The organism is Salirhabdus sp. Marseille-P4669, from assembly GCF_900240405.1.
In the GTDB taxonomy this organism is placed as follows: Bacteria; Bacillota; Bacilli; order Bacillales; family Alkalibacillaceae; genus OEQK01.
This window is the reverse complement of record NZ_OEQK01000013.1, coordinates 1-25,813: the sequence shown is the minus strand read 5'-3', so window position 1 is coordinate 25,813 and position 25,813 is coordinate 1. Positions and strand designations below refer to the sequence as shown.

The 25,813-nt window shown below is 35.9% G+C and carries 29 protein-coding genes, 1 rRNA gene and 1 other annotated feature; of the genes, 22 read left to right on the top strand and 8 right to left on the bottom strand.

The genetic code is table 11. The features are described 5' to 3' along the window. The first annotated feature begins 7 nt into the window (after positions 1 to 7). A 5S ribosomal RNA gene (gene rrf, locus C1A05_RS17620) occupies positions 8 to 123 on the top strand. Positions 124 to 309: 186 nt separating this feature from the next. Here rrf and C1A05_RS17615 read toward each other — a convergent pair. Then, positions 310 to 759: a GNAT family N-acetyltransferase gene (locus C1A05_RS17615; RefSeq protein ID WP_102029542.1), complete on the bottom strand. Its 450-nt coding sequence runs from the start codon at positions 757 to 759 to the stop codon at positions 310 to 312. Between the two features lie 172 nt (positions 760 to 931). Here C1A05_RS17615 and C1A05_RS17610 point away from each other — a divergent pair, with 172 nt between their 5' ends. After that, complete coding sequence (locus tag C1A05_RS17610; protein WP_102029541.1) at positions 932 to 2,341, top strand: hypothetical protein; 1,410 nt, start codon at positions 932 to 934, stop codon at positions 2,339 to 2,341. A 296-nt stretch (positions 2,342 to 2,637) separates the two neighbouring features. Here C1A05_RS17610 and C1A05_RS17605 read toward each other — a convergent pair whose 3' ends face one another. From C1A05_RS17605 to C1A05_RS17595, 3 genes are all read right to left on the bottom strand, one after another. Beyond that, entirely contained in the window at positions 2,638 to 2,949 is a 312-nt protein-coding gene (locus tag C1A05_RS17605; protein ID WP_102029540.1) for a hypothetical protein, read from the bottom strand. Positions 2,950 to 3,033: 84 nt separating this feature from the next. After that, entirely contained in the window at positions 3,034 to 3,594 is a 561-nt protein-coding gene (gene maa / locus C1A05_RS17600; protein WP_102029539.1) for a maltose O-acetyltransferase, read from the bottom strand. Positions 3,595 to 4,031: 437 nt separating this feature from the next. Continuing rightward, positions 4,032 to 4,613 carry a hypothetical protein gene (locus tag C1A05_RS17595; RefSeq protein ID WP_102029538.1) on the bottom strand — a complete coding sequence of 194 codons (582 nt, stop codon included), beginning with the start codon at positions 4,611 to 4,613 and terminating at the stop codon, positions 4,032 to 4,034. 305 nt (positions 4,614 to 4,918) lie between these two features. On the opposite strand from C1A05_RS17595, the gene C1A05_RS17590 reads away from it, so the two are divergent. Continuing rightward, complete coding sequence (locus C1A05_RS17590; RefSeq protein ID WP_159462111.1) at positions 4,919 to 5,830, top strand: aminoglycoside phosphotransferase family protein; 912 nt, start codon at positions 4,919 to 4,921, stop codon at positions 5,828 to 5,830. Between the two features lie 54 nt (positions 5,831 to 5,884). Continuing rightward, positions 5,885 to 6,916 (top strand): DUF3231 family protein, encoded by a 1,032-nt coding sequence (locus tag C1A05_RS17585; protein ID WP_102029536.1) that lies wholly within the window; start codon positions 5,885 to 5,887, stop codon positions 6,914 to 6,916. Between the two features lie 30 nt (positions 6,917 to 6,946). Here the strand turns inward: C1A05_RS17585 and C1A05_RS17580 are convergent, their stop codons facing one another. Beyond that, entirely contained in the window at positions 6,947 to 7,240 is a 294-nt protein-coding gene (locus C1A05_RS17580; RefSeq protein WP_102029535.1) for a hypothetical protein, read from the bottom strand. A gap of 115 nt (positions 7,241 to 7,355) precedes the next feature. Between C1A05_RS17580 and C1A05_RS17575 the strand changes: the two genes are divergently transcribed. Beyond that, on the top strand, positions 7,356 to 8,336 hold the full coding sequence (locus tag C1A05_RS17575; protein WP_102029534.1) for an NAD(P)H-quinone oxidoreductase: 981 nt from the start codon (positions 7,356 to 7,358) through the stop codon (positions 8,334 to 8,336). Between the two features lie 27 nt (positions 8,337 to 8,363). On the opposite strand, the gene C1A05_RS17570 is transcribed toward C1A05_RS17575, so the two are convergent. Continuing rightward, positions 8,364 to 8,891, bottom strand: coding sequence for a dihydrofolate reductase family protein (locus C1A05_RS17570; RefSeq protein WP_102029533.1), 528 nt, complete (start codon positions 8,889 to 8,891; stop codon positions 8,364 to 8,366). A gap of 198 nt (positions 8,892 to 9,089) precedes the next feature. Here C1A05_RS17570 and C1A05_RS17565 point away from each other — a divergent pair, with 198 nt between their 5' ends. The 6 genes from C1A05_RS17565 to C1A05_RS17540 all read left to right on the top strand — a co-directional run bounded on the left by C1A05_RS17565 (position 9,090) and on the right by C1A05_RS17540 (position 12,944). Then, positions 9,090 to 9,998 (top strand): LysR family transcriptional regulator, encoded by a 909-nt coding sequence (locus C1A05_RS17565; RefSeq protein WP_234998623.1) that lies wholly within the window; start codon positions 9,090 to 9,092, stop codon positions 9,996 to 9,998. 333 nt (positions 9,999 to 10,331) lie between these two features. Then, a complete protein-coding gene (locus C1A05_RS17560; RefSeq protein ID WP_102029532.1) occupies positions 10,332 to 10,847 on the top strand; it encodes an acyl-CoA thioesterase in 516 nt (171 codons plus the stop codon). A gap of 14 nt (positions 10,848 to 10,861) precedes the next feature. Next, the gene (locus tag C1A05_RS17555) at positions 10,862 to 11,233 is read left to right on the top strand and encodes a hypothetical protein (RefSeq protein ID WP_102029531.1); all 372 of its coding nucleotides are present in this window, start codon (positions 10,862 to 10,864) and stop codon (positions 11,231 to 11,233) included. A gap of 169 nt (positions 11,234 to 11,402) precedes the next feature. Beyond that, on the top strand, positions 11,403 to 11,702 hold the full coding sequence (locus tag C1A05_RS17550) for a hypothetical protein (protein ID WP_102029530.1): 300 nt from the start codon (positions 11,403 to 11,405) through the stop codon (positions 11,700 to 11,702). Between the two features lie 193 nt (positions 11,703 to 11,895). Then, positions 11,896 to 12,405 carry a hypothetical protein gene (locus C1A05_RS17545; protein WP_102029529.1) on the top strand — a complete coding sequence of 170 codons (510 nt, stop codon included), beginning with the start codon at positions 11,896 to 11,898 and terminating at the stop codon, positions 12,403 to 12,405. A 29-nt stretch (positions 12,406 to 12,434) separates the two neighbouring features. Beyond that, complete coding sequence (locus tag C1A05_RS17540) at positions 12,435 to 12,944, top strand: zinc-ribbon domain-containing protein (RefSeq protein WP_102029528.1); 510 nt, start codon at positions 12,435 to 12,437, stop codon at positions 12,942 to 12,944. Between the two features lie 43 nt (positions 12,945 to 12,987). On the opposite strand, the gene C1A05_RS17535 is transcribed toward C1A05_RS17540, so the two are convergent. Beyond that, entirely contained in the window at positions 12,988 to 13,668 is a 681-nt protein-coding gene (locus C1A05_RS17535; RefSeq protein ID WP_102029527.1) for a hypothetical protein, read from the bottom strand. 235 nt (positions 13,669 to 13,903) lie between these two features. Here C1A05_RS17535 and C1A05_RS17530 point away from each other — a divergent pair, with 235 nt between their 5' ends. The 5 genes from C1A05_RS17530 (at position 13,904) to C1A05_RS17510 (ending at position 18,243) form a co-directional block, all read left to right on the top strand. Beyond that, positions 13,904 to 14,272 (top strand): ArsR/SmtB family transcription factor, encoded by a 369-nt coding sequence (locus C1A05_RS17530; protein ID WP_102029526.1) that lies wholly within the window; start codon positions 13,904 to 13,906, stop codon positions 14,270 to 14,272. Continuing rightward, a complete protein-coding gene (locus C1A05_RS17525; RefSeq protein WP_102029525.1) occupies positions 14,265 to 16,382 on the top strand; it encodes a heavy metal translocating P-type ATPase in 2,118 nt (705 codons plus the stop codon). Before C1A05_RS17530 ends, C1A05_RS17525 begins: the two co-directional genes overlap by 8 nt. 251 nt (positions 16,383 to 16,633) lie before the next feature. After that, positions 16,634 to 16,828, top strand: coding sequence for a hypothetical protein (locus tag C1A05_RS17520; RefSeq protein ID WP_102029524.1), 195 nt, complete (start codon positions 16,634 to 16,636; stop codon positions 16,826 to 16,828). A gap of 72 nt (positions 16,829 to 16,900) precedes the next feature. After that, positions 16,901 to 17,653 carry a class I SAM-dependent methyltransferase gene (locus C1A05_RS17515; RefSeq protein WP_102029523.1) on the top strand — a complete coding sequence of 251 codons (753 nt, stop codon included), beginning with the start codon at positions 16,901 to 16,903 and terminating at the stop codon, positions 17,651 to 17,653. A gap of 95 nt (positions 17,654 to 17,748) precedes the next feature. Continuing rightward, on the top strand, positions 17,749 to 18,243 hold the full coding sequence (locus tag C1A05_RS17510) for an HIT family protein (protein WP_102029522.1): 495 nt from the start codon (positions 17,749 to 17,751) through the stop codon (positions 18,241 to 18,243). A 361-nt stretch (positions 18,244 to 18,604) separates the two neighbouring features. Here the strand turns inward: C1A05_RS17510 and C1A05_RS17505 are convergent, their stop codons facing one another. Then, positions 18,605 to 19,084 (bottom strand): cupin domain-containing protein, encoded by a 480-nt coding sequence (locus C1A05_RS17505; RefSeq protein ID WP_102029521.1) that lies wholly within the window; start codon positions 19,082 to 19,084, stop codon positions 18,605 to 18,607. Positions 19,085 to 19,128: 44 nt separating this feature from the next. Between C1A05_RS17505 and C1A05_RS17500 the strand changes: the two genes are divergently transcribed. From C1A05_RS17500 to metG, 6 genes are all read left to right on the top strand, one after another. Continuing rightward, positions 19,129 to 19,671 carry a hypothetical protein gene (locus tag C1A05_RS17500; protein WP_102029520.1) on the top strand — a complete coding sequence of 181 codons (543 nt, stop codon included), beginning with the start codon at positions 19,129 to 19,131 and terminating at the stop codon, positions 19,669 to 19,671. A 128-nt stretch (positions 19,672 to 19,799) separates the two neighbouring features. Next, positions 19,800 to 20,426: a Type 1 glutamine amidotransferase-like domain-containing protein gene (locus C1A05_RS17495; protein WP_159462110.1), complete on the top strand. Its 627-nt coding sequence runs from the start codon at positions 19,800 to 19,802 to the stop codon at positions 20,424 to 20,426. Between the two features lie 106 nt (positions 20,427 to 20,532). Continuing rightward, complete coding sequence (locus tag C1A05_RS17490; RefSeq protein WP_102029518.1) at positions 20,533 to 21,378, top strand: alpha/beta fold hydrolase; 846 nt, start codon at positions 20,533 to 20,535, stop codon at positions 21,376 to 21,378. 157 nt (positions 21,379 to 21,535) lie between these two features. Then, positions 21,536 to 22,297 carry an STAS domain-containing protein gene (locus C1A05_RS17485; RefSeq protein ID WP_102029517.1) on the top strand — a complete coding sequence of 254 codons (762 nt, stop codon included), beginning with the start codon at positions 21,536 to 21,538 and terminating at the stop codon, positions 22,295 to 22,297. Positions 22,298 to 22,443: 146 nt separating this feature from the next. After that, the gene (locus C1A05_RS17480; RefSeq protein ID WP_102029516.1) at positions 22,444 to 23,484 is read left to right on the top strand and encodes a C40 family peptidase; all 1,041 of its coding nucleotides are present in this window, start codon (positions 22,444 to 22,446) and stop codon (positions 23,482 to 23,484) included. 87 nt (positions 23,485 to 23,571) lie between these two features. Beyond that, positions 23,572 to 23,831: a binding site (T-box leader), on the top strand. A 58-nt stretch (positions 23,832 to 23,889) separates the two neighbouring features. Next, complete coding sequence (metG, locus tag C1A05_RS17475) at positions 23,890 to 25,527, top strand: methionine--tRNA ligase (protein ID WP_102029515.1); 1,638 nt, start codon at positions 23,890 to 23,892, stop codon at positions 25,525 to 25,527. The last annotated feature ends 286 nt before the right edge of the window (positions 25,528 to 25,813 follow it).

The following is a 25,813-nucleotide window of genomic DNA, read 5'->3' as shown; positions in this document are numbered from 1 at the left end:
CTGTAAGTCTAGTGGTGATGGCGAAGAGGTCACACCTGTTCCCATTCCGAACACAGAAGTTAAGCTCTTCAGCGCCGATGGTAGTTGGGGTGTTTCCCCTGCGAGAGTAGGACATCGCTAGGCAAAGGTAAAGCCTCAGATCTAATAAGATTTGAGGCTTTTTGATTTGCCTTTTATTTTATGAGCTTAATCCTTCAGTTCCCAATGATACATACCACTAGTTTCCGATACAATATCAAAACCTAATTTCTGTAAGACGCGAATAGAAGAATGATTAACTATTAAGCATTCCGCTTTTATTTTATGAGCTTAATCCTTCAGTTCCCAATGATACATACCACTAGTTTCCGATACAATATCAAAACCTAATTTCTGTAAGACGCGAATAGAAGAATGATTAACTATTAAGCATTCCGCTTTTATTTTATGAATATTATTATGAGAAAAAGCCCACTTTATAAGAGCGGCAACAGCCTCTGTTGCATATCCTTTTCCTTGATATGTAGGCATAATACCATAACCAATTTCGACTGAATGATCTTCCTTTGCTTTACCTTTAAAACCAATATCTCCTATTAAAGCATTTGTTTTATTATTATAGATGAGCCATACCCCCCAACCATATAGGGTAGAATCATCTTTTAATTCGTTTATATAACCTTGAATATGAGGTCCTATTTGATAATCTTCATTGGTAAGTGCAGATAGAAGTTTTTCAGTACATGGAACTAGTTTAAGTCTTTTTGTATTTAGATGCATATGGATTATGTTCCCCTTTATATAAATTCCATTCTCCTTTTATTTTACAATCCCCTATCAAATAAATAAAATAATTTTACATAACTTGATGGGTTAATATTATATAATACATCCTTTGGACTAAAATTATTATGCTATGATAGAGGTACGTTATGGTTAAGGGGTTTTCGTGATGAATTACATAAAAATGGGACTCAGACTATCTATAAGTCTTTACGTATTACTACATTTTATTAGCTATTTTTATGAACATAAAATGCTTCTTTCGAGTATGGCAGTAACTGGATTGTTGATATTCCTGTTTTCCATATGTCTTAAAAAAATGTCGCAGTTTAAAATTCCACTTACACTTGTTGTAACAGGGCTCATTATACTCATGTCATCTAATTCTTCTATCATCAACGGCTTTTATGAAGGTATGCTATTAATGCGAAATATTATCGGGTTACTTGTAATCATTCCATTCATTGGTTGGGTTTTAAATACAGAGCCCTATATTGAAAGTGTAATGAGTTTTGCGTATAAGATGATTAATACAAGTCGCAAATTTTATTTTGCTATTTCTTCCTTTACACAGGTCATTGCTTTTTTCTTATTATTTGGATCAATACCGATGATGTATGATTTTGTAAATAAAATGGTTGGAAATCAGCATGGGGAACCTCTAGAAAATTTTAAAGGAACGGCCTTACTTCGCTCTTTTGCGTTGTCTACGATTTGGGTTGTAACGATTCCTAGCTTTATTTTCGCAGTGGAGACCTTAAAGTCGTCACTTTGGCTATCGATATTACAAGGGATGCTTATTTCTATTTCGGGTATCCTTATTGCTGTGCTTTTTTCGTATTTTGAAGAAAAAAAGTACGGCGTAAACTTAACGGAAATCATCTCTATGGAAATGAAGCAGGTTATGGCAAAATCATCCGTTGTTAATGGTAATGGGAATGTTAAGGGCTTTTTTCTTTTATTTCTTACTCTTTTTGGATCTATCTTTTTAGTACATGCAATTTGGCCAATTGAATTAATGCTTCAAGTACCGTTCGTCATCATTATATGGACTATTTTTTATTTTCTATGGAAAAAAAGAGTTGGAAGGCTAGCAACAGAAGCAAAACAATATTTCACCAACAAAATAGAGCATCAATCCTATCAACTTAGCATGATGCTAGGTGCTGGTATGATGATCTACAGTATCAATCAAACAGGATTTGGTGGCTATGTAGTGTCTAGCGTAAACTTTATGCAAGAGCATTTTCCGTCCATAAATTTACTGTATTTTTTACCGTTTATTGTAATCCTCCTTGGTTTTGTAGGGCTAGGGCCATTAACGGTTATGGTGTTAGTTGCAGGAATATTAAAAAATATAGCGTTACCATATCCGCCTGAATTAATTGTTTTATCTATTACATCAGGAAGTGTTATATCTATTATGCTATCTCCTGTTATTATGCCAGTTATTGTTTTAAGTGCAGCGAATGGGTTAAGTGGACTTAAAAATGGGGTTCGGTTTAATTGGAAATTTGCCATCGTGTTTTATTTGTTTGTCCAAGTATACATACAAGTGATGTTGTTGTTTTGGTCATAAACTTAGTTTTTGAGCCTAAAAGGTGTTTTGGTTGTTACATTGCTAGCTTTGAAAAGGCATAATAGATATGCGAGTGATAATAACCCAGCCTTATGTCATTTAAGCTGAAAAGTAATTTGCAATACACAGCGAATAAATAACGACTCGAGGAGTATGTAACATATTTCAGAGAAGCTATCAATCCTACAAGTCGAAAATGGTATCGTATTTCATTTTCGACTTGTAGGTAGCCTGCACCTCAAATCACATCATAAATCATGGAGATTGAAGCATATTTTTTACCTAGAATATTCCCTCTAGTTCCCGTTTATAATTAGAGAAACATTGTCCAGCAATGCGCCTAGTAAGCTAACCCCATAAAAAACACCAATCCCTATTAAAGTAGAAATAAATGCGGCTTTTGTTATTTTGCTGAGTGATTTCGTTTTAAATAAGTATATTCCTGCTAACAACCACGCATATAGAAAGAGTGGAATAAGGATTGCTAATGGACCGGTTTGTCTTATGTACCTCATCAAAAACTCTGGTAGGCTAAAATAATGGTTTATATACCAACTTAATACTGCGATTATAATGTACGGAAGCCATGCTTTTATTTTCTTTTTCATTTAAACACCTCTTTGCTGCTAGTAAATCTATGAAGCATAGACTCGCATAGAAAGCTGACTACAAATCGTATAAAATTTATACTTTTACTCATCAATTTTCTTAAGAATCTTTGCAGGATTACCACCAACTACAACATTATTGGGAACATCCTTCGTAACAACACTTCCAGAAGCAATTATGACGTTATCTCCAATGGAAACACCTGGATTAATGATGGACCTTCCACCAATCCACACATTATCTCCAATCGTAACCGGTTTACCAAATTCTGCACCTGAAATTCTTTCTTTCGTATTTAATGGATGTGTTGCTGTGTAGATATGTACTCCTGGCGCAATAAGGCAGTTATCACCGATACGAATTTCACACACATCTAAAAAGACACAATCGAAGTTTGCATAAAAATGATCCCCCACATGGATGTTGTAGCCATAATCGCAACGAAAAGTTGGCTCTACAAACAGATTATCACGAGTGGAACCGAATAGTTCTTTAAGAATTGCTGTGCGTTTTTCTATTTCTGTTTCCGTTGTTTCGTTGTACCGTCTTGTTAATTGTCGGGCTTTTAATCGCTCGTGTACTAATTGAGGATCTTGGGCATTATATAATTCTCCAGCAAGCATTTTTTCTTTTTCACTTCTCATTCATTTCACCTACTTTGGTTTGATTTTAATGGAATCTATTTTAGTAATCTATTAATACCTTATAGTAATAAATTTGAGAACTCAAGAAGGAACATTCTTTCCCTATAAGAAGCGAATGCACAGCCATTTTGTATTAATCACAACTCCTTTTCAAAAAGGAGGATTGTGAGCCGCAGAATACGAATATAGAAAGAGTATTGCTTTTTTACCAATAGGAGAGAGGATATTACACGATAAAATGCATAGGGGAACATGTGAAGAGGGAGTACCGAATAAACCTAAGTAGCATACAAGAATGATGACTGTAGAAGCAATAACAAAATGAACAATATGCCAAAACCATCAAAAATGACCGAAATTGAAGGGGTTTATAAGTTGATATGGAAGCTAATCTATTAATCATTTAAACGTTTGTTTAGAGTAGTTGATTCGGCCACTTAACGGTTTACAAATCTTTCTTCTGCACCAAATAATTTATCAGCAATTAAATTCCCATTGCCATCAAATCCACGGATCGTCCATGTGCTGTCTGTGTATTCATCAATTACGAAAAAAGCATAATGGTCTTTTACTTCCGTTATATAATATTCCTCTTCATGATTCCGTACCTCTTTCAATGTGAGGTCATAGGTTTCCGATGGTGCAACTTCATCCAGATGATTTCCGAGGGTAATGTATTTAATGTTTGAGTCTTCTGCAGTTTTTATACCTACGATAAAATGTTTGTCGTCCGTTAAACCACTAGCCTGGAATGGTTTACCAGGATCCAAGTGATATCCATTTGTGCCAATATAATATTGGTACAAAAAGCCAAATTTACGGTCAACTAATGCAACGCCAAAAGAATGGTCCTGATTATCTTCAAAAAGAATGGCTTTTCCGTCAGGGGTATCTTCAGATTGTAAAACCTTAATATCCCAAGGAATTGCGGATGCTACAGAAAAATGAGATTGGCTCAACCAAATAAAAAGGAAGAATGCAATACCAATACTACTTACAATTAGGAGAAATTTTTTCATCGTAAAAAACCACCTTGTTTCGAAATACGTCTCCAATACCTAAAAAGAGGTTGTAGGTAGAAAAAAATGTTGGAGGGGATTTATCAGCTGTATCGAACATCACTAGTTCAATTTTATTCGACCTATTAGAAAAAGGAATATGTTTTACGAACCTTTAATGAGAATGTAATACGATTCCAAATGTATTACAACATGATACCTTGATGTAAATTGGTATATATTTCTATTTAATATTATCTTAACATAAAAAATCCATTTTTCTTCCAAAATTTATAATATTTTTATAATTAATAGGAGCTGATAATTTGAAAATACCTCATTTATTTATACAAACCATTCATGGCGCTTTTGGTGATAAAGGTAGAGAGTGGTTGGAGTCATTAGAGCAAATAATTTCAGTGTATTTAGAAAAATGGGGACTTCACATTATTGGACCGGTCGAAAAATTATCTTATAACTATGTTCTACGAGTAAAGGATAAAAAGAATACACCTTATATTCTAAAGCTAGGTGTTCCAAGCTTTGACTTTCGTAACGAAGTCCAAACGGTAATAGCGTACAATGGAGAAGGCTGTGCGAGGTGGATAAAAGCAGATCCAGATAACGGAGTACTTTTGTTGGAACAATTATCACCAGGCAAGATGTTATCTGAATTAGACGATGAAGAAAAAGTAATCGAGGAATATGTGAACGTTTGGATGCGAATTAAAAGACCTTTACATAAGAATTCAAAGGCTCCCATGATTGCGGATTGGGCAGAAGCCTTGCAACGTTACTTACTAAAATATCCGAATAATAACGGACCAATCGCAAATCAAATGGTACAGCATGCTTTAGAATGTTTTGAAGAGATAACGAAAACATCCAAAGGGCTGGAATTGCTTCATGGAGATTTACATCATGAAAACATCTTATTTTCAAAAGATAGAGGCTGGTTAGCAATTGATCCAAAAGGGGTGATTGGGGACCCATATTTTGATGTAGCTGCCTTCTTATACAATCATTTATTTACAAAGCCAAATCCACGAAAATGTTTGGAAAATCGAATTCAATCAATTAGTGAAAAACTGGATTTAAATGCATTCCGGTTGATAAAAGCTTCTTTTGCTATGTCCACATTATCTGCATGCTGGGCGGTAGGGGATATGTCTGAAGGAGAAAACTCCTTTCAATGTGCAAAGTGGCTGTTGGAAATGCTAGGAGGTATTAATGAATAGGAACGACAACAATGGTTAAGCTAAGAAAAAATTTGTTGTTGGAGGTTCCAGTTCGTGACACCCTTACAAAGAAGTTCCAAGGACCATTTAAAATTAACGTCAGCAGAAATAGGAAAGCTGTGGGCAACCTATATCGGAAATACACTAGGTAAATGTGTAATAAGCTATTATCTTAATCATACCGAGGATAGTGATATCAAAAATGTATTACAACAGGCGTTAAAGCTAAGCGAGTCCATTATGAATAAGATTAAAGATATCCTTAAGCAAGAGAACTTCCCAATTCCTATTGGTTATACAGAGGAGGATGTTAACGTTGATGCTCCTAGGCTATATGAGGATGAATTTTATTTACATTATTTACGATACACAAGTAAAGCGGGGTTAAGTATATACTCCATTGCAATTCCGCTTGTAACAAGAAAAGATCTGCGCGAATTCTTTAAACAAACCGCAATGAAAACAGAGGAACTCATTTCAATGGTTAATAAAGTTATGATGGACAAGGGTCTTTTAGTAAAGCCACCTGTCTTGCCAATACCAGATGAGATAGATACGATAAAAAATCAATCGTTTTTAAATGGATTATTTGGACATATTCGTCCTTTACACGCCTTAGAAATAACGCATTTATACGATAACATCGATAACAATATTACGAGTAAGGCTTTGTTAATTGGATTTAGTCAGGTTGCGAAGGATGAGCAAGTACGTCAATTTTTCATTCGCGGACGAAAAATAACCGACAATCATATTCGAATGAATTCCAAAAAAATGCATAAGGATCACCTACCTTATCCATATTTATTAGATAACTTGGTTACATCTTCAAACGTTGCTCCATTTTCGGATAAAATTATGATGGCACACAAGATTGATATGTTTTCCATGAAAATACGATCGTATGCAAATGCGATGTCACTTAGTACAAGAAGAGATTTAAGTGGAATGTATTCCAAAATGATTATGGATGTAGGATTATTCGTAGAGGATGGGGCGAATATCGTAATCAATAGAGGGTGGATGGAGCAACCACCATCTGCTATTGATCGAAACAAACTTGCCCCTACACATAAAGCAAATTAGGAACAGTATGGGTTTTATCCTATGCTGTTTTTACTTTCTTACCTCGATGTTGTTAGATTCTTCATTTGGAACGCGTTGATAGGATGTTAGAACAAGGTGAAGGAAGCCTGTGAGAAATAAAGTAATAAGAGGAAGAATAATGGACCAAGATGATAGTTTGCTAAACCAAAATTCCATAAGTGCATTGACAATCAACGTCACCAAAGGCGCAAAGATGAGCTTTTTAGTGAATAAGAAAGCACCTATCCCTAAACCGATTACAAGGATTGGCCATACAATTAGTTGCATAAAGAATGGGTCTAAATCCATAATTAAATCCCTCATTAACTACACCCTCTTTCCATTTTTTATCATTTTATCATAGTTGAATAGAATAAAGTGTTCTATTTTCTTTTTGCAACAAACTTCAGTAGAATAAAGGATATTGGAGGTGGAATTTATGAAAGCTATTACAGTAAAACAACCAGGAGGACCGGAGCAGCTTCAATTTTCTGAACAACCAAAGCCAATAGCAGGAAATGGAGAGTTATTGATACGTGTACACGCTGCTGCGATTAACCGAACGGATATAATAACTAGAGAAGGCCGCAGCGGATATGCAAAGAGTCCCATTTTAGGAGTAGAAGTTGCTGGTACAGTGGTAGAAGCTGATGGGCAGTCCTGCTTTCAAATCGGGGATAAAGTCATGGGATTAGTAAATGGTGGAGGTTATGCCGAATATGCTGTAATGCCTGCAGACCGAGCAATGAAAATTCCGAGTGGCTTGTCTTTTGAGCAAGGAGCAGCAATACCGGAAGTCTTTCTTACTGCTTTTCAAACCTTGTTTTGGATTGGAAAGTTACAAGAAAAGGAAACGGTACTAATCCATGCTGGTGCCAGTGGTGTTGGAACAGCAGCGATCCAATTAGCAAAACAACTGCGCAACGCAACCGTTATTGTAACTGCAGGTTCAGATGAAAAGCTAAGTTTTTGTAGAGAACTTGGAGCGGATGTAACAATAAATTATAAGGAACAGTCCTTTGAAGAAGAAGTGTTAAAAGCAACAAACGGAGTAGGGGTAGATGTTTTATTAGATTTCATTGGTGCTGATTATTGGGAGAAAAATATTGCGAGCATCAAAAAGGAAGGCCGCTGGGTTTTAATTGGGACATTAGGGGGCCCTATTATAAAAGAAGTGAATCTACTTCAGCTAATGGCGAAATATATCCAACTAACAGGAACCCTCCTTACCCCAAGAAGTGATGCATATAAAGCGAAATTAACAAAGGATTTTATTCAAAAAGCAGCGGCTCTATTTGAGAGTGGAAAGCTCAAGCCGATTGTTGACACAGTATTTCCAATTGAGGAGGCAGCAAAAGCACATATACATATGGAGGAAAGTAGAAATATTGGTAAGATAGTTTTGAAAATAAGGGAATAAAGCATCTTTCCACTCGAGAGATGCTCTTCATTTTTTTCGTACATATTGTAATTCTATAAATTGATTAAATTGCTTTGTGCCAGTTAGTTCAAATTCCAGTTGTGGATAGCCTGGTTTAAATAAAGGGATTCCATCTCCGATTAATGTTGGTGCAATGGTTATTCTCAATTGATCAACTAAATCAGCCTTTAAAAAATGATGAATAATTTCTCCACCACCAACTAACCATATATCACGGCCATCTTTTGCTTTTAATTCGTTTGTAAAGGCTATGAGATCACCATTTACAATAGTTACATCTTCAGTATCCTGCATATGGGATTTCGTGAACACGTAGCATTCTCTATCTTTGTATGGGAAGTTTTCCTCTTGATCCATTATCCAATCATATGTCCGTTTTCCGAGTAAAACGGTATCTACGGTATGATAAAAATCAGAAATACCGTTATCACCTTCACCCTCTACTGCAAACAACCAATCCAAATTGTCGTCCTTTGTAGCTATGTATCCGTCCAAACTCATAGCAATATAGACAATTACATTACGCTTGTTCATAAAAGCTCCTCCTTCACAAGAATGTATGTTCTCTTTCCTCTATAATACCATATGTAGGAAAATAGACAAAAGCCTAAATATCTGGATCGTTTATAGTCAAACTTTTTTAATCAATTTGGTTCGATAAATTCCCAACTTATGAAGTTTTTGTTACAATTAAAAGGTTGTGTATAGATATTAATAAGAAGAGAAAAAGTGGTGGGTACATTGGAGCTTAAGCAATTACAATATTTTATCGAAATTACCCGTACAGGTAGTTTTACGAAGGCTGCAGAAAATTTGTTTATTACACAGCCAGCTTTAAGTAGAAATGTAAAGTCATTAGAAGAAGAAATTGGGGCACCTTTGTTTATTCGCTCTCGTAAAAAGTTGATTCTAACTGATATTGGGATGGTCCTAAAACGTCATGCGGAAACAATTGAGAAGCAACTACTTTCCTTGAATTCGGAGATTAGTAATTTACTGACGTTGAAAAGAGGAAATATTCGGATTGGATTACCGACCATTATCAATTCTTTCTTTTTCTCCGATTTACTAGCCTCTTTTCATAATGAATATCCAGAAGTTACGTTTCAATTAGTGGAGGATGGCTCCAAACGAATTGAGGAAAAAATCGTAAATGAAGAGCTAGATTTTGGAGTAGTTGTTGTCTCTCCGGAAAATAACGAACAGTTTGATTCCTATCAGTTTGTAAGTGAAAAGTTGAAGCTAGTCGTCCCACCTAATCATAAATTTGCTAGTAAAGAACAAGTAGCTTTACAGGAATTACAAGATGAAACGTTTATCATGTTTAATCAGGATTTTGAATTAAGAAGTTTAATTTTGAATGCTTGTCAAGAAGCAGGATTTGAACCGAAAATCATTTCGGAGACCTCTCAACTCGATTTTATTGAAGAAATGGTTGCATTTGACATTGGTATTACATTATTACCAGAAAATACGTGTGAGGAATTAACTAGTGATTTACATACAATTACCATTGAAAATCCGGTGATTGAGTGGAATCTAGCATTAATTTGGAAGAAAGATAATTATCTATCACAGATCTCCCAAGAATTTATTCGTTTTGCGAAAGTGAAATTATCGGAAGCTCGAGATTTCGAATAATTCATCCAGTAGAGTAACGGTTATGATCAATCATTCCGTTGCTTTTTTTATACACTTTTTCCTAAATCCCCGTTTCTGACATACCTCTAACATTACGTAGATAGCTCTGAAATTAGTCGATGATTTTTGGATGATTCCCTTTTTGTATTTTATTACCAAAGAAATAGGATGAAATCTGCCTTGCTTGCTGCCTTTGTGGTTTATCGCTTACATAACGAAAATGCATGAGTGGCATGCATGAAAAGCATTGTATTTACAGTTCCATCAGGGCGTACAATGTGATTTGAGCAACAATGAAAAAACACAAAGCAAATAGAAATAAAGGTGATGGGAATGGAAGCAAGAAAAATTAGTGATACAAAAGTTGTTCAAACCGATCAAGTACTAATAAATGATTTAAATAATTATCATACATTATTTGGTGGCGTATTAATGAAGAAGATTGATGGTTGTGCAACCCTCTCTGCTCGGAGACATTCGCGAGTGAAGGAATGTGTTACCGCATCAACAGATTCTGTTAATTTTATTCAACCAATTCGAGTAAGTGACTCTGTATGTATTGAGTCCTTTGTAGCATATACAGGTAGAAGCTCCATGGAAATTTTCTGTAAGGTTATTGCAGAAGATTTGGAAACAGCTGAAAGAAGAATTGCTGCTACAGCATTTTTAACATTTGTTGCTTTAGATGAAAACAAGAAGCCGAAAGAAGTACCAGGTGTTATACCGGAAACGGAAGAAGAAAAGTATCTATTTGAAACAGGTAAAGAGCGAGAAAAAATTCGCAAGTTAAAGAGACAGCAAAATAAAGAATTAGTAGCCAAACTAAGCCTAGAAAAGCCTTGGGATTAAAAGGAGAGTTTAACGTGCTAATTACGACTAACTATAATCAATTAGTAGAAGCAAAAGGTTCTCTTAGTGAATTGCAACGAAAAGATGAGCGTTTATATGAGAGCTTTAAAAACATTGTAGAACTTACAAGACAGCTACAATTTAGTTATCAATATATGGGAGCAATTCTAATGGATGAAGAAACTAGTAAGAATAGTCCAAAAACGTCGTCCGAATATATTGTAAATCTATTTAAACGAGAGCTAAAAATGGTAAAAGAACAAGAGAACTTTGACCAATTACAGCAACTATTCGAAAATCATAAACGTGTTAGTTATACGAATATCGCTAAATTAGTATTAGGATTAAATCCAACAGTACTAGTAGGGCCGGCACTTGTGAAATAAATAGAATACGATAGAACAGTCTAGACACTCGATGAACGAGTGTCTTTTTTGTTTCGACAAATTTCGTGTGTAGCCGACAAATTCCGGGGAGTGACAGGCACCATCCTCGCAGCATAAGATGTATGGAATCTATTAAAATGGTGAGGCTTCTGGAAGGGAGTGAGATGCTTTGAGTGAATGGAATGCGAGACATGAGAGAATGGAAGTGCTATTAGATGAGCTGCGAGGAAAAATAGTAGCAATAGAAGAAAATTTAGAAGAGAAAGCAGAAAACAATGATGTTATTGTAGTTCTAGATAATATGATAAGAGATAAGCAGCTAGTAACGAAAACAGATATTGAGAGCGTAAAAGAAAAAATGGAAGCTTCAATTCAAGCAAATCAAGTTTTATTAATGAAATGGATTATCGCTACTGGCATTAGTACAATTGCGGCTATTAGTACGATTGTCGGTATTTTTATCGTGTAAGTAAGTTATTTCTATATGAATGGACAAACAAAGAACATCAACATTCCGTTGGTGTTCTTTTTATATTTGAACATTAAACCCATAATCTAAATCTACTAAAATAGCTTCTCTATATAACGAATAAAATCTCTATTTGAAATATCAATACTTATAAACTAGAATTATAGCTAATAATGATTAGGGGGACAATGGTATGGTATTGTTACTCATTATTTTATCCATTATTCTACCGGCATTTCTTATCCTTTACTTCTTCACGCGTAAAAAGTCTTTTTTGTTTGCATCCCTCCTTTTAATCGGTGGATTATTTATTGTTGTGGAAACTATGAAATATACTACATTTATGGAGCTATTTGAGGATTCCATACAGGAAGAAAGTGTAGTGGAAAAAATAACGATTACAGTAAATGGGGAAGGTTCCGAAAAACAAGTGTCAAAATCCAAAATAGAAGTGACAGATCCCAGTATGATTGACTCCATTTTAACGGATTTTACTAAAATGAAATTAAAGGAGGATAACAATCCACCATTCTCTGATTCTCCGTCTTACACAATCCAAATTGTTTCAACAAACAAAGTTAGAAAAGGGGTTTTTGAAACAGAGTTGGTATCCTTTGAAATAAATGATCATTATTTACATAAGTATAAAATTGTAAGTAACACAGATCATTTAAAGACGGTTAAAGAGGTTATAAAAAGGTGAAGGGTATTATAGAGAGAGGAGAACTTAGTATGTTGAATAAATATTGTACGAACTGTGGGATGGAGTTAGCAGAAGGAGCACATTTTTGTAGTGGTTGTGGTATTAATTTAAAAGAAGATGATGATCAAGTTAAAAACACCCCTTATAGCAAAAATAAAACACTCCAATTGTCTTTGAAAACGGTTGTTATTAGTGGAATTATCCTTGTTTTATTAATTGGGGGAATGCTTTTCTATTTATTAACTGATAATACGGAGGAAGACATCGCAATTGGTGTTGGAAAAGGATATGTTTATAACTTTTTTATGGGGATGTATTTTGTAACTCCAAATCAATTCGATGTCACATTTTCGGATATTGAGGTGGAACATTTAGAAGATAAAAAGGATTACGGAGAAGGGGAGTATGAAGTAACAGGTAGGATTACCTACATTTCTCCTGATACGGAGGAAGAAGAAGAAGCGGACTTTACGGCAAATGTAGCATATGAAAACGGCGCATATGCTTTAGTTGGTGGAAAGGTTGACTTGCAGGAGTAAATGATTGGAAAGGAGCTGATTCTGAAGCTCCTTTTCAATTTATTTATCTAGCATGTGTCATGTAAGTGTTGTAAATGCGTGAATGCAACTTATGTAATTGAAATAGTAACTCTTTTACCTCTTTATTTTGGTGAAACATATATTTACTCTGCTGTTCTTGAAGGATGCGAAAAGCATAATCAGACACATGGTTTAAAGCCCATGGGAACGGGCATTCTTTTTCCTCTAGCTCAATATTGGCAATATTTTGTTTTAACTCTTTTATAATATCTGCAGTGGGTGTCTTTATACCTTCAAGAGATTGCTTTTCTTTTTCATAGATTCCGAAAAGAATTTCGTGCACATTTTCTTTAAAGAATGTTGTTTTTATTTCATCTCCATTGATAGAAAGGAAGGAGTCGTCCCTCTTGATCACTCTTATCTGCTTATAAAAGACGAATAACTCTTCAAAGTGTATGCCGGTAAAGGTCTTAAATGAATTCCAGTAGGCACTAGTAGAGTAAGGTAAGGGTGTAGAGTCTAATAGATAGTGAATGCATTCCTTGATTTCCTGTTTATCTTTTTGTAAATGCCCGATGGATACCCATTCCACATAGTTATTATCCTTATATGCAATCACTATGGTTGTGCCATCGTAAGCTATGTATATTTCAATACGAAAATTTTTTGGATCTATGTTATATTTTGCATTTGCTTGTTCCATGTCCATAACTAAGTTTTTCACATGTATTCTCCTTTATCTCCATCCTCTTGCTTGTTCTCGTTTTGTCTTCCACATAAAATAAAAACGATTTATTACCTAATAATATATTACACCAAATGTCGGATTCCCTTTACCTAACAGTACACTTTTTCTTTACAAAAAACTAAATTTTTACTTTATTCAAATAAGTGTTTGAATGTTTGATTCATAAGCTTTATACTATATTCAAATCTTTATTTGAATAAGGGGTTAGAATATGGAAAAAAGAGATAGGTGTGACGTCTTTTGTTATGACGAGCCAAAGGTAAAGCGAGTGCAGAAGGATATGGAACTGGTAGATATACTTGGTGCTGCTTCCTTTTTTAAAGTACTTGCGGATGAGAATCGGGCAAAAATTACCTACGCATTATGTCAGGAAGAGGAGCTTTGTGTGTGTGATGTAGCAAATATCATTGGGTCGTCTGTAGCAACTGCTTCACATCATCTTAGATCTCTTAGAAATCAAGGTGTGGTCAAATTTCGAAAAGAGGGTAAACTTGCCTTTTATTCGCTGGATGACGCACATATTAAACGACTTATGCAAATGGCTTTAGCGCATAAAAGTGAGGTGGGAAGCAATGTCTGAAGGGAGCAATCAAGAACAAATCTATCGAGTACAAGGCTTTTCCTGAGCAGGGTGTGCGAAGACGTTCGAGGAGAACGTGAAGCACCTGGATGGTGTTTTAGATGCAAAAGTGAACTTTGGAGCTTCCAAAATTACGGTGATCGGCCAAACTTCGATGGAAGCCCTAGAAAAAGCAGGCGCTTTTGAAAACTTGACCTTACGTGCAGAAAACGAACAGGCAGAAGAGAGAGTTCCTTTTTGGAAGCAAAGAGAGAGTATTAACGTTTATATTTCCGCACTTCTTTTATTTATAGGCTGGATTATTGGCAACCAGTTTGGAGAAGGAAATTTTATTTCAACACTAGGTTATGGCGGTTCGATTTTAGTTGGTGGCTATACTTTATTTTTAAAGGGATTGAAAAATTTATCCCGACTTAAATTTGATATGAATACCCTTATGACCATTGCGGTTATTGGGGCAGCAATTATTGGTGAGTGGGGTGAAGGTGCTACCGTTGTAATTTTATTTGCTATAAGTGAAGCACTGGAACGGTATTCAATGGATAAAGCACGCCAATCGATTGAATCTTTAATGGAGATTGCACCAAAAGAAGCACTCATACGTAGAGGTAACCACGAAATGATGATTCCTGTACATGACATCCAAATCGGAGACATTATGGTGGTAAAGCCAGGGCAAAAACTAGCAATGGATGGTGTTGTGGTCAAAGGAAATTCGACGATAAATCAGGCTGCGATAACAGGAGAAAGTGTCCCAGTTGAAAAGTCAATCGACGATGAAGTGTTTGCTGGAACATTAAATAAAGAAGGTCTTCTGGAAGTGGTTGTTACAAAAAGAGTAGAAGATACTACGCTATCCAAAATCATTCACTTAGTAGAAGAGGCGCAGGGGGAACGAGCTCCGTCTCAAGCCTTTGTGGATAAATTTGCGAAATACTACACACCTGCAATTGTCGTATTAGCTGCTGTTATCGCAATTCTACCACCCTTGCTTTTAGGTGGAGGATGGAATGAATGGATCTATCAAGGATTAGCGGCATTAGTTGTTGGGTGTCCGTGTGCCCTGGTTGTATCTACGCCCGTCGCAGTCGTAACCGGAATTGGTAATGCTGCCAGAAATGGGGTTCTAATCAAAGGTGGTATTTATTTAGAGGAGGCTTCAAGCTTACGTGCCATTGCCTTTGATAAGACGGGAACGTTAACGAAGGGCACCCCGACTGTAACAGATATGATTTCCTTCCAGGAAGAAGAAGATTACCTACTAATGGTAGCTGCGGCAATGGAAAAGGGTTCGCAGCATCCCTTAGCATCCGCAATTATTAAAAAAGCAGAGGACGAAGATTTGAGCTACAACCATCTGGAAATAGATAATTTTCAATCGATTACAGGTAAAGGGATTCGGGCAACCATTAAGAATACAACCTATTATATAGGAAGTCCAAGTCTTTTTGACGAACTACATGGAAAGGTTCGTACAGAAAGGTATGAAAAAATAAATCAGCTACGAGCCGAAGGAAAAACGGTTATGATATTAGGGAATGAAACTAAAATACTGATGTTGATTGCTGTAGCGGATGACATACGAAATACTTCTAAAGCAGTTGTACAAAAGCTAAATGATTTAGGTGTGGAAACGGTAATGCTAACAGGTGACAATGAAAAAACAGCAATGGCAATTGGCGATGAAATTGGGATAGCCAATATTCAAGCAGAGCTATTACCTGAGGATAAATTACATCACATTAAAGAACTTCGTGGAAAACATAAGAGTGTCGCAATGGTAGGGGATGGTGTGAATGATGCCCCTGCTCTTGCAGCAGCATCTCTTGGTGTTGCGATGGGGGGAGCAGGTACAGAAACAGCATTAGAAACAGCAGATATTGCCTTAATGTCTGATGACCTTACGAAACTCCCATATACGATTAAGCTGAGTCGGAAAGCGTTAAGTATAATCAAACAGAATATTTCTTTCTCTTTATTTATTAAGTTAATCGCCATATTATTGGTTATACCAGGTTGGCTCACGTTATGGATTGCTATATTTGCTGATATGGGCGCGACATTACTTGTTACATTAAATAGTCTTCGATTGCTAAAAGTGAAAGAATAAGCAAAAGGTTATCTACGGATAGCCTTTTGTTATGTGGTGATTTTTTGGAAGATTTCGATTATAGTAAATAAAGCAGGTAGGTTTAGCTGCTGATTAAGGCTCAAGTCTAAACACAGAATGCATACACCGTAACCATGATGGTGCAAAAGAAATTTCACTAATCCATTAATCAAGTGCAACTTCTTTGGAAGTATGTTCGTATATCTTGATAAAGAAATACATCAACACCCCATAGAAAGGGAGCGGATGATATGAAGGATTGGTGGAATAGAAAACGAAAAAGAACACGAAAGTACAAAAAGCGGGATAATCATTATACTTTTGGGGATTTCATGTTGGATGTGCTTTTATGGATTCCGGAATTAATCGTTTTGCCGTTTCGAATGGTGTACTGGTTATTACGTGGATTAGGTAGAATGTTGGCCCATGTATTGGATGTATTTTAAATAAGAATATCCAATTATGGGAGTGTTTCTTTATACATGCTTATTACTAGGAAAAGAAGAGAGGACCCTATAATGAACAAAATACTGAATCAAAATAAGAATAGCTGGAACAAGGTGGCTCACCACTTCGATGGAAAAGATGCTTTACCAAGCTATGGCCCATTTACGCAAACAGAGGATGAACTGAACCTATTTGGGGAAATTCAAAATAAAAGAGTGCTAGACATTGGATTTGGAAGTGGCCATTCATTGTTGTACATGGCAAACAAAGGGGCCATTGAGCTTTGGGGTATTGACTTATCTGAATCACAAAAAGAAGCGGCAGAAAAAACACTTGTCGGTTTTCAACCAAAACTGTATTGTGCCCCAATGGAGGAAGACATTGGCCTGCCAAAAGCTTATTTTGATATTGTGTATTCCATCTATGCAATTGGTTGGACAACGGATTTACCTAAAACCTTCCAACTAATCCATTCCTACTTGAAAAAGGGAGGCACCTTTATTTTTAGTTGGGACCATCCTTTGTACGCACATTTAAAATCTGAGAATGGTAGATTTTATTTGGATAGCTCCTATCAAGAGGAAGGGTTAAAAGTGTTTGAGAATTTCAAGGAGGAAGGCACTACGATGTCGGTCTATAAACGAAAGCTGGCAACGTATATTAATGACTTAATTCAAGCAGGATTTTCAATAGAAGCGGTAATCGAAAGTGATGTGAAACGTGAATGGAAAGAGGTAGACGCTGAGGTGTCGGAAAGATATTATTCGTTATATAAGGCAAAAATGTTTCCGAGTACCATGGTAATCAAGGCTAGGAAACTCTAGATCTTCAGTTGACAGTAAGAAGCAACGTATATGGAAAAATCGGTACTAAGATAAAGTCATTTATCAATATAAAAGGGAATGATATGGAGGATACGATGCGACAAATAACCCTATCCAATGGAAAAACAGTAGAAGTGGAATGTTTAAGCTGCGCCATTACTAGTGGTGTAATAGAACCAGACGGTGGTGTCATCGTTGAGACAGAGCATTTTCATGCCCATCAAGATGTAGCCTATCCGATTAAGGGCCTCATTATTTTGGCATCGAAACGACATATCTTCAGCTTTGATGAATTAACAGAAGAAGAAAAACTAGATTACATACATCTACTTACAAAGTTACGAAAGGCTCAACGTGAAGTGTTAGGCATAGAGTATGTATACTATTTCTACAATGAAGACACAACACACCATTTTCATACATGGATGGTTCCACGGTATGATTGGATGGGTGACTTTGGGCGCTCTGTCGAATCACTAAGACCTGTGCTCCTTCATGCGCGAAAGGAAAGAAACACGAAAGAAATGGTAGAGGACGTTTTGGAAGGTATTCGAGCTTTAGCCAAAGCATTTAATGAATCTAGTATTTAATTAAAGGATTTTTATATTGACTATAGCGAGGCACATTCACTAAGATTCCTGAAACAGAACGAATGAACAAGAATCAGGTGCATAGAGTTTGTCTATGATCCCGAACCAGAGAGACTGATCAAAATCGGTAACATAGGGGATGTCTATGCACTCGAAATAGAGAGACTGATCAAAAAAACGGTAACATAGGGGTAGTCTATGATCCCGAACCAGAGTAACTGAGCAAAAACCGTTCACATAGCAATAGTAAAAAGTCCGATAATCACCCAAAATGCATAAAAATCATCAAACAAATCGTGCACACTAACTATTTCAACTGGTTAGTACCTCAATCCGAAAGTAACCTCATTTTTTTTTTGTTTCATGGATACGTGTATGGATATTGGACTTGATCATGTTGCATCTTATAGCGTAAATTTCCCTGTCTGTTACAATCCTTGTATGGACCAATATATGTGGTTGGTTTTACAGGTGCAATAGCTTGTTTCCATTGATTTTCATCCAGACAATACGTATGGGACATGATATTGGCGGGAGTAAATTTCAAAATATCGGAACCTAAAATAACTTCCGGCGTAGGTGCATTAAAAATGGCTAACAGATGTGTATGGTCAACTAAAGCAACCTCATAATGCCACCATCCTTGTGGAACATTCGCCACTTGTCCCGGGGTAATGGTGTAATTTTGAATCTGTTTTGTATAAGGATTCAAAATGGATACAGTGGCAGTACCAGAAATACAATAAACAAGTTTAGCTGCATTTTGGTGATTAGGATTCTTGAAATAATTGCCAGATAATAAAGGGTAAACGCCTTTTTTTGTCGAATTGTTTGTATGAATATCGAAATATAAATGAAATGGGTATTATTTAGGAGAGAGTTTTGATGAACAAAAGAGGACTTGCTTGGGTAACTATATGCACATTAATATTAATCATCGTTTTCATTGTATGGTATATCGCTCCGAAAAACATAAACAAGACAATGGAAGGAATTGTATATCAATTAGGTAATGAGAAGAGTACGGACAAAAACGTGACGATAAAAATGGACGGAAAAATACACCGTTCCTTATTTAAAAATAAAAGATTTGTAGGGACTATTGATATAAGTGGTGAGCCCCTCCCTCCTTCAAATGCAGTTAATAAAGAATTAGTAATTGAGCTTGATCAGGATAACTCTGGCATCATTCAATATACGGCAAATAATGGGGAAGATGGATATGCTGATTTTCACTGGTACGGTTCACTTTTTGTCCAGGATGATTTTAGCCGAATCACCATTGCTAAATATAAACAAACAGAATCAGAATCTGGTTGGAGTAGTAAAGATGGAATTATGATAACCGCTCCAGCAACGAATAGAGTAGATGGATTAAGAATAGCGAATGAATTGATGAAAGAATTTCTACAAAATCCATTAAAATAATATATAACCAGCTCAATGACATTGACCTGACCTATGCATTGCCATATGTCAGTTTTCTTTTAATATCAAGGTTTATTAATTGTATTATAGGTGAATGGTAGACGTTTTGAGCTAGGGGGGTAATAACTTTGAAACTATTTTTAACATCTAAGGGTCTTTTTAACGAAAAAATTGAAAATGCATTTATTCAACTTCTAAACAAAAATCCAGACAAAACGAATATTTGCATCATTCCAACGGCGGCAAAGGACATGAAATGTAATCATCCAAGAATCAAACAAGCTAAAGATATTTTTATGAAACTAGGTATCAAAAAAGTTGATTGCTTGGATATTGAATTGGAGGACGCTAATAAGCTAAATCATTATGATGTCATTTATTTAGGCGGTGGAGACCCTATCTATCTGCTAGAAAAATTGAAAAATACAGGTGCAGGTCATGTATTAACAAACCTAGCGAAAAGTGGAGTTATGATAGTAGGTGTAAGTGCTGGATCACTTGTGTTAGGTCCACATTTGAAGATAGTAAAATGGTTTACACCGAATCTAATTGTGGAAGGTACATCACACTTGAAGGGTTTGGGGTTATTTGATTTTCCGATTATGCCTCATTCCGATCGTGAGGATATTTTTATGGCCGATGAATCCATTGAAAGCCGGCTAGAAAAATATGAAAAAAGCTTCAAAGAATCGGTGATAAGAATAAAAGATGATGATGTTCTTATTATGGAAAACGAAAATGTAAGAATGGTTTAAAACTTTTCCTAAATCCGTTGTACCTCATGATGGGACTACGGTTTTTATGTCTCGAACACAAGAAAACAAATAGGCATAGGTCCAGTACCTACAGGAGAGGATCATAGTGAAAAAGTGGGAAAAAACGATAATTCAGACTTCGCGTGGAGCATTCGAGATCTTTACGAAGGGGGATGGGGAGCCACTTTGTATTACCCATCATTACTCTGTGTTTAATCAAACTGGTGATTATTTTGCTGAGACCTTTACGAAAACAAATAAAGTATTTTTAATAAATTTAAGAGAAACAGGCAATTCGGCAAAGGCAAATGAGCCATATCAATTAAGTATGCTGGAAACAATTTTCGATTTAGAAGCTATCCGTGAAGCGTTAGGATTGGTGAAGTGGGGTTTTGCAGGTCATTCAACTGGAGGTATGTTAGGGGTACTGTATGGAATATATTTTTCGGAGAAGCTATATTTCAATGTTATTGTTGGAGCCGCAGCAAGAGAATATATGACCTTCTCAGAGGATTGCATCTATAATCCCAAGCATCCACAATTTAACAGAATGCAAGAATTAATGGAGATGTTGAAGCGATCGGATATACCTATAGAAGAAAGAAATAAATTGAAAATAGAAAGAACAAAACTATCGTTATTTGAACCCAGTAAGTATCACGAACTTTTTTGTAAAGACATCCATAAAGGAATGTCTGCGATAAGAATGAATTATTTCAATCGCGAGGTACAGGTTTTTGATGTAACGAGGAAGTTAGGATACATATCGGCTCCAACCTTAATCATTTGCGGAAAATATGATGTGCAGTGTCCCGTCCAATACTCTATAGAAATGGACGCTGGGGTACCTAATTCCAAACTCGTTCTATTTGAGAAAAGCAATCATTACCCATTTTTAGAGGAACGAGCACGGTTTATGGAAGAATACCATTTATTTTTAAATAAGCGATAGTTAAATTGGAATTTACATTATATAGATGATTCGGATTCCCAAAAGTAGGGTATAGGTAATTTAGCGGTAACCAATGTTTAAAAGCTATCTACATTTCAATAATGGTAAGGTAGAGCTTTATTTTAATATAAAATGATTAGTAAAGGGGTCGAAGAAAATGGGTTCGATTGGAAAGCTTTCCTCCATCACTTACCCGGAAAAAATAGTAGAAGCAATTGGAGAAACAGTCATCGTCGCAGATGTTCATTATAATATTACTTGGGCAAATTCAGAAGCAGTAAAATCCTTAGAAAAAATACTTCCTTTATATGATATCCATCATGTAGAAGACGTAATTGGCATGAATATGGGCGATTTTCACGAAAATCCCGACTATCAAGAAGAAATAATGCGAAACTTAACGGAAACACATACGTCTCGTATTAATATTAAAGATACATATATTGCGGATATCGTTATTAGCCCGATATATGACGAAAACATCATTATTGGTTATGTAGTGATGTTAATGGATGTTACTTCTGTTATAAAAGAAGAACGTAGAAATAAGTTCATTATCGAAGAGCTCTCGGGTCCAATCCTACATGTTTGGGATCGTACTTTAGCGCTTCCGCTTATTGGGATTATTGACGACAGTCGTTTTCAAATTATCCTACAAAAATTATTAAGTCAATGCTCAAATGAAGATACAGATTATGTGATAATTGATTTTAGTGGAGTCAAAGAATGGAACAGTGAATTTCCTACTCAAATTCAACAATTGATTAGCACTTTAACATTAATGGGTATTGAAAGCATGGTAGTAGGAATTAAACCAATTTTAGCTCGTAATTTAGCATTAAATCTTAAAAATGTATCGATATATAGTACAACGAAAGCAGCTATAAAGAAAATCATTGAAAAAAGTGAAAAGGAATAACATAAATCTAGTAGCGGTACTTTTTGTTTAAGTATGGCTATTTTTTTTTTGTTTTTATTGGTGACTTTTGCATGTCAGTAGCGCATAAAAAATATTGGTAAACACAAGATAACCATGTTGAAATCTTATGAAAAAGGAGATAAGAAATGAGAAAAGTAAAGTGGTTATTACTTGTGTTAATGATTCTTGGAAATCTTTCCAATTATAAAGTACTTGCAGTTGATTATGAAAATGTACCTACAGCAGAAATTGCAATTAACGGGAAGGCTGTAAATGGAATCAATCCAATTAAAATTGATGGTACGTATTACTTACCATTTATTGATTTGGCCAAAGCGTTGGGCTACAATAGCATAAAATTTGAAAAAGATACAAAAACGTATGAGGTTACCGATGGCTCTACGGTCATTCGTACAACAATGGGTGGACATCGGGCGAAAAAGGGAAATGAATATGTGAATATTAAGCCACCGCGTTGGATCAATAATACTGCATATATTTCCTTACATGCAGGTGGTGCTCTATTTAATTCCTATATTTATTTTAAGAAGGAAAATGGTTCTATTCAGGTACAAAAGCCAGCACAGCAATATATGGTACACACTGGTGATACGTTATGGAACATTTCACGGATTCACCATACGTCTGTGTATGAATTGAAGCGAATCAACAATTTAACTTCAAATTTAATAAAAGATGGACAAAAGCTTAAATTACCTTCAGGTGAAAAAGCGAAGGAAATGGAACCAATTAAAGAACAGGAACCGATTAAAAAGGAAAACACCAATTCCTTAACAACGATAAGGCAAGACATTTTGGCAGAGGCTAAAAAATATTTAGGGGCAGGCTATAAGTTTGGGGCAACGCTTCAAGAAGCACCAAAACTGTTTGATTGCTCTTCTTATACTCAATTAGTATTTAAAAACAATGGTATAACATTGCCTAGGGTATCCCGTGACCAAGCAAGTCTAGGTACACGAGTTACTGATTTAAAAGCAGGCGATTTAATGTTCTTTACGATTAAGGATATGTATTCGGACGGTCGTGTTGGACATGTTGGTATTTATATGGGAGATGGAAGCATGATACACGCATCTTCCTCAAAAGGTGTAACGATTACGGAAAACGTATTACAAAACCCTTACTGGAGTAAAAACTATTTATTTACAAAGCGAGTAATCCAGTAAATATTCGATTTGTTTGGTTGGGTAATTTTTTTGAAATCTCCTTGTACTTTCACCAAAAAAATGTAATAATAAAAAAAATCAAATTATTTAACAGCGATGATAAGAAGAGTAAGTCAATGATTAGTCTTTACAGAGAGCTTCGGTAGCTGAAAAGAGGCAAGATCAAAGTTGGCTGAACATGGTCTTTTGAGCTGCATAGTTGAATTTTAGTAGGCTATGACGAGATTTGGCACTCGTTACAAATGTCAGGGTATACGAATGTTTCTGTTCGCGTACTTATGGAGGCTAATCATGTGAGTGATTAGTAAATTAAGGTGGTACCACGAGTGTAATCCCTCGTCCTTAGACGCTATGTCTATAGGACGAGGGTTTTTTATTTATTTTAAAACAAAAAGGAGGATAAATATGAATGTATTTATTGGTGGCGCATGGCCATATGCAAATGGTTCCCTACATTTAGGGCACTTGTCCAGTTTATTATCAGGAGATATTTTAGCTCGTTATCATCGAGCGAAGGGGGATGATGTTTTATATGTGTCAGGTAGTGACTGTAATGGAACTCCCATTTCCATACGAGCAAAACAGGAGGGAGTGACAGCAAAGGAAATTGCGGATAAATATCATAGTGAGTTTGAGGCATGCTTCAAAAAATTAGTCTTCACGTATGATTGTTATACTCGAACAGATACGGAGCATCATAAAAATGTGGTTCAACAAATCTTTTTAGACCTTCTAAACAACGATAAAATTTATAAGAAAGAAGTGGAACAGGCTTATTGTAATGCTTGTAAGGTGTTTTTGCCAGACCGTTATGTGGAAGGAATATGTCCTAATTGTGGTCTGGATGCGCGTGGGGACCAGTGTGATCATTGTTCTACAATATTAGACCCATTAGAGCTTCTCAATAAAAAGTGCAAATTATGTGGGGATATGCCTGAGGCGAAGAGAACAGAGCATTTTTATTTTAAGTTAAGTGCCTTTCAAAAAGATCTGGAGCAATATGTAGAGGAAGCTAAAAAGAAGGGAGCATGGCGAGAGAATGCGATTCATTTAACAGAGCGTTATCTAAAAGATGGACTTCCGGATCGTGCCGTTTCAAGGGATATTCCTATTGGTGTACCAGTTCCTGTGAAAGGATATGAAGATAAAAAGATATATGTATGGATTGATGCAGTTTCTGGCTACTACAGTGCAAGTTTAAAGTGGGCTGAAGAACATAGGAAAGATGTTACAACGTTTTGGGAGAAGGATACAAAGTCCTATTACATTCATGGAAAAGATAATATTCCGTTTCATACGGTTATTTGGCCAGCGATATTGTTAGGAATAGAAAACGAATGCTTACCGACTCATATTGTTTCAAATGAGTTTTTAACCGTGGAGAGGCGAAAGCTGTCAACAAGTAAAAATTGGGCAGTTTGGGTTCCGGACTTACTAGATACCTATCATCCAGACTCGATTCGTTATTTTCTTACCATTAATGCACCTGAAAATCGGGATACCGACTTTTCGTGGCGGGAGTTTGTTACTCGTCATAATAGTGAATTGCTTGGTGCTTATGGGAATTTTGTAAATCGAACGTTAAAGTTTTTGGATAAGGCCTTTAATAGAAGCGTACCAGCTGGAGAGATTGATTCCTCCATAAAGGATGATATACAGAAGCTATACGAAACGGTAGGGACATTCATCGAGAAAACAAGCTTTAAACAAGCGCTGGAATCTATATTCGCTTTTATTCGTAGAGCTAACAAATACTTTGATGTAAAACAGCCGTGGATTCAAATCAAGGAATCTCCTAAGGAGGGCAATGATACGTTGGTGACTTGTGTTTATATCATTGTGAATGTAGCGCAGCTTCTAACTCCATTTTTACCGACTTCCAGCGAAGAAGTATTTCAAATTTTTAGCATAGACAAGGTAACGTGGGAGCCTATTGTACATTACAGTAAAGAGCTGGCAACAATACCTTTGTTATTTGAGAGAATAGATGTTGAACAAATACAAGCAGAAATAGAGAAATTAGAGAATAATGTATTCGTATAAATGGAGATCGACATATTGTCGGTCTTTTTCTTTAGGACTAGGAAATAGCTAATCGTCGAGCCAGGTTGTATCGTTGGTTAAAGAGGAGAGTATTACCGAATAAATTAGAACGAACTTACTTAAGGAGGAGTGTGGAAAAAACCACCTTAAAAAAGGTGGTCAGGCTGTCGAGAAACCCTCGTCAGCCTATTTTTTATGTGGATATTTTAACAATTCACCGCGTTAATTTGATATAATATAGGTAATAATAAAAGGCGGTGGTTAAGTTGTTTCATACAAGGAATAA

Excerpts from the sequence above, each read along its gene's own strand:
- C1A05_RS17615 (WP_102029542.1), bottom strand. The coding sequence starts at position 759 with ATGCATCTAAATACAAAAAGACTTAAACTAGTTCCATGTACTGAAAAA.
- C1A05_RS17610 (WP_102029541.1), top strand. The coding sequence starts at position 932 with ATGAATTACATAAAAATGGGACTCAGACTATCTATAAGTCTTTACGTA.
- C1A05_RS17605 (WP_102029540.1), bottom strand. The coding sequence starts at position 2,949 with ATGAAAAAGAAAATAAAAGCATGGCTTCCGTACATTATAATCGCAGTA.
- maa (WP_102029539.1), bottom strand. The coding sequence starts at position 3,594 with ATGAGAAGTGAAAAAGAAAAAATGCTTGCTGGAGAATTATATAATGCC.
- C1A05_RS17595 (WP_102029538.1), bottom strand. The coding sequence starts at position 4,613 with ATGAAAAAATTTCTCCTAATTGTAAGTAGTATTGGTATTGCATTCTTC.
- C1A05_RS17580 (WP_102029535.1), bottom strand. The coding sequence starts at position 7,240 with ATGAGGGATTTAATTATGGATTTAGACCCATTCTTTATGCAACTAATT.
- C1A05_RS17575 (WP_102029534.1), top strand. The coding sequence starts at position 7,356 with ATGAAAGCTATTACAGTAAAACAACCAGGAGGACCGGAGCAGCTTCAA.
- C1A05_RS17570 (WP_102029533.1), bottom strand. The coding sequence starts at position 8,891 with ATGAACAAGCGTAATGTAATTGTCTATATTGCTATGAGTTTGGACGGA.
- C1A05_RS17560 (WP_102029532.1), top strand. The coding sequence starts at position 10,332 with ATGGAAGCAAGAAAAATTAGTGATACAAAAGTTGTTCAAACCGATCAA.
- C1A05_RS17545 (WP_102029529.1), top strand. The coding sequence starts at position 11,896 with ATGGTATTGTTACTCATTATTTTATCCATTATTCTACCGGCATTTCTT.
- C1A05_RS17540 (WP_102029528.1), top strand. The coding sequence starts at position 12,435 with ATGTTGAATAAATATTGTACGAACTGTGGGATGGAGTTAGCAGAAGGA.
- C1A05_RS17530 (WP_102029526.1), top strand. The coding sequence starts at position 13,904 with ATGGAAAAAAGAGATAGGTGTGACGTCTTTTGTTATGACGAGCCAAAG.
- C1A05_RS17520 (WP_102029524.1), top strand. The coding sequence starts at position 16,634 with ATGAAGGATTGGTGGAATAGAAAACGAAAAAGAACACGAAAGTACAAA.
- C1A05_RS17515 (WP_102029523.1), top strand. The coding sequence starts at position 16,901 with ATGAACAAAATACTGAATCAAAATAAGAATAGCTGGAACAAGGTGGCT.
- C1A05_RS17510 (WP_102029522.1), top strand. The coding sequence starts at position 17,749 with ATGCGACAAATAACCCTATCCAATGGAAAAACAGTAGAAGTGGAATGT.
- C1A05_RS17500 (WP_102029520.1), top strand. The coding sequence starts at position 19,129 with ATGAACAAAAGAGGACTTGCTTGGGTAACTATATGCACATTAATATTA.
- C1A05_RS17485 (WP_102029517.1), top strand. The coding sequence starts at position 21,536 with ATGGGTTCGATTGGAAAGCTTTCCTCCATCACTTACCCGGAAAAAATA.
- C1A05_RS17480 (WP_102029516.1), top strand. The coding sequence starts at position 22,444 with ATGAGAAAAGTAAAGTGGTTATTACTTGTGTTAATGATTCTTGGAAAT.
- metG (WP_102029515.1), top strand. The coding sequence starts at position 23,890 with ATGAATGTATTTATTGGTGGCGCATGGCCATATGCAAATGGTTCCCTA.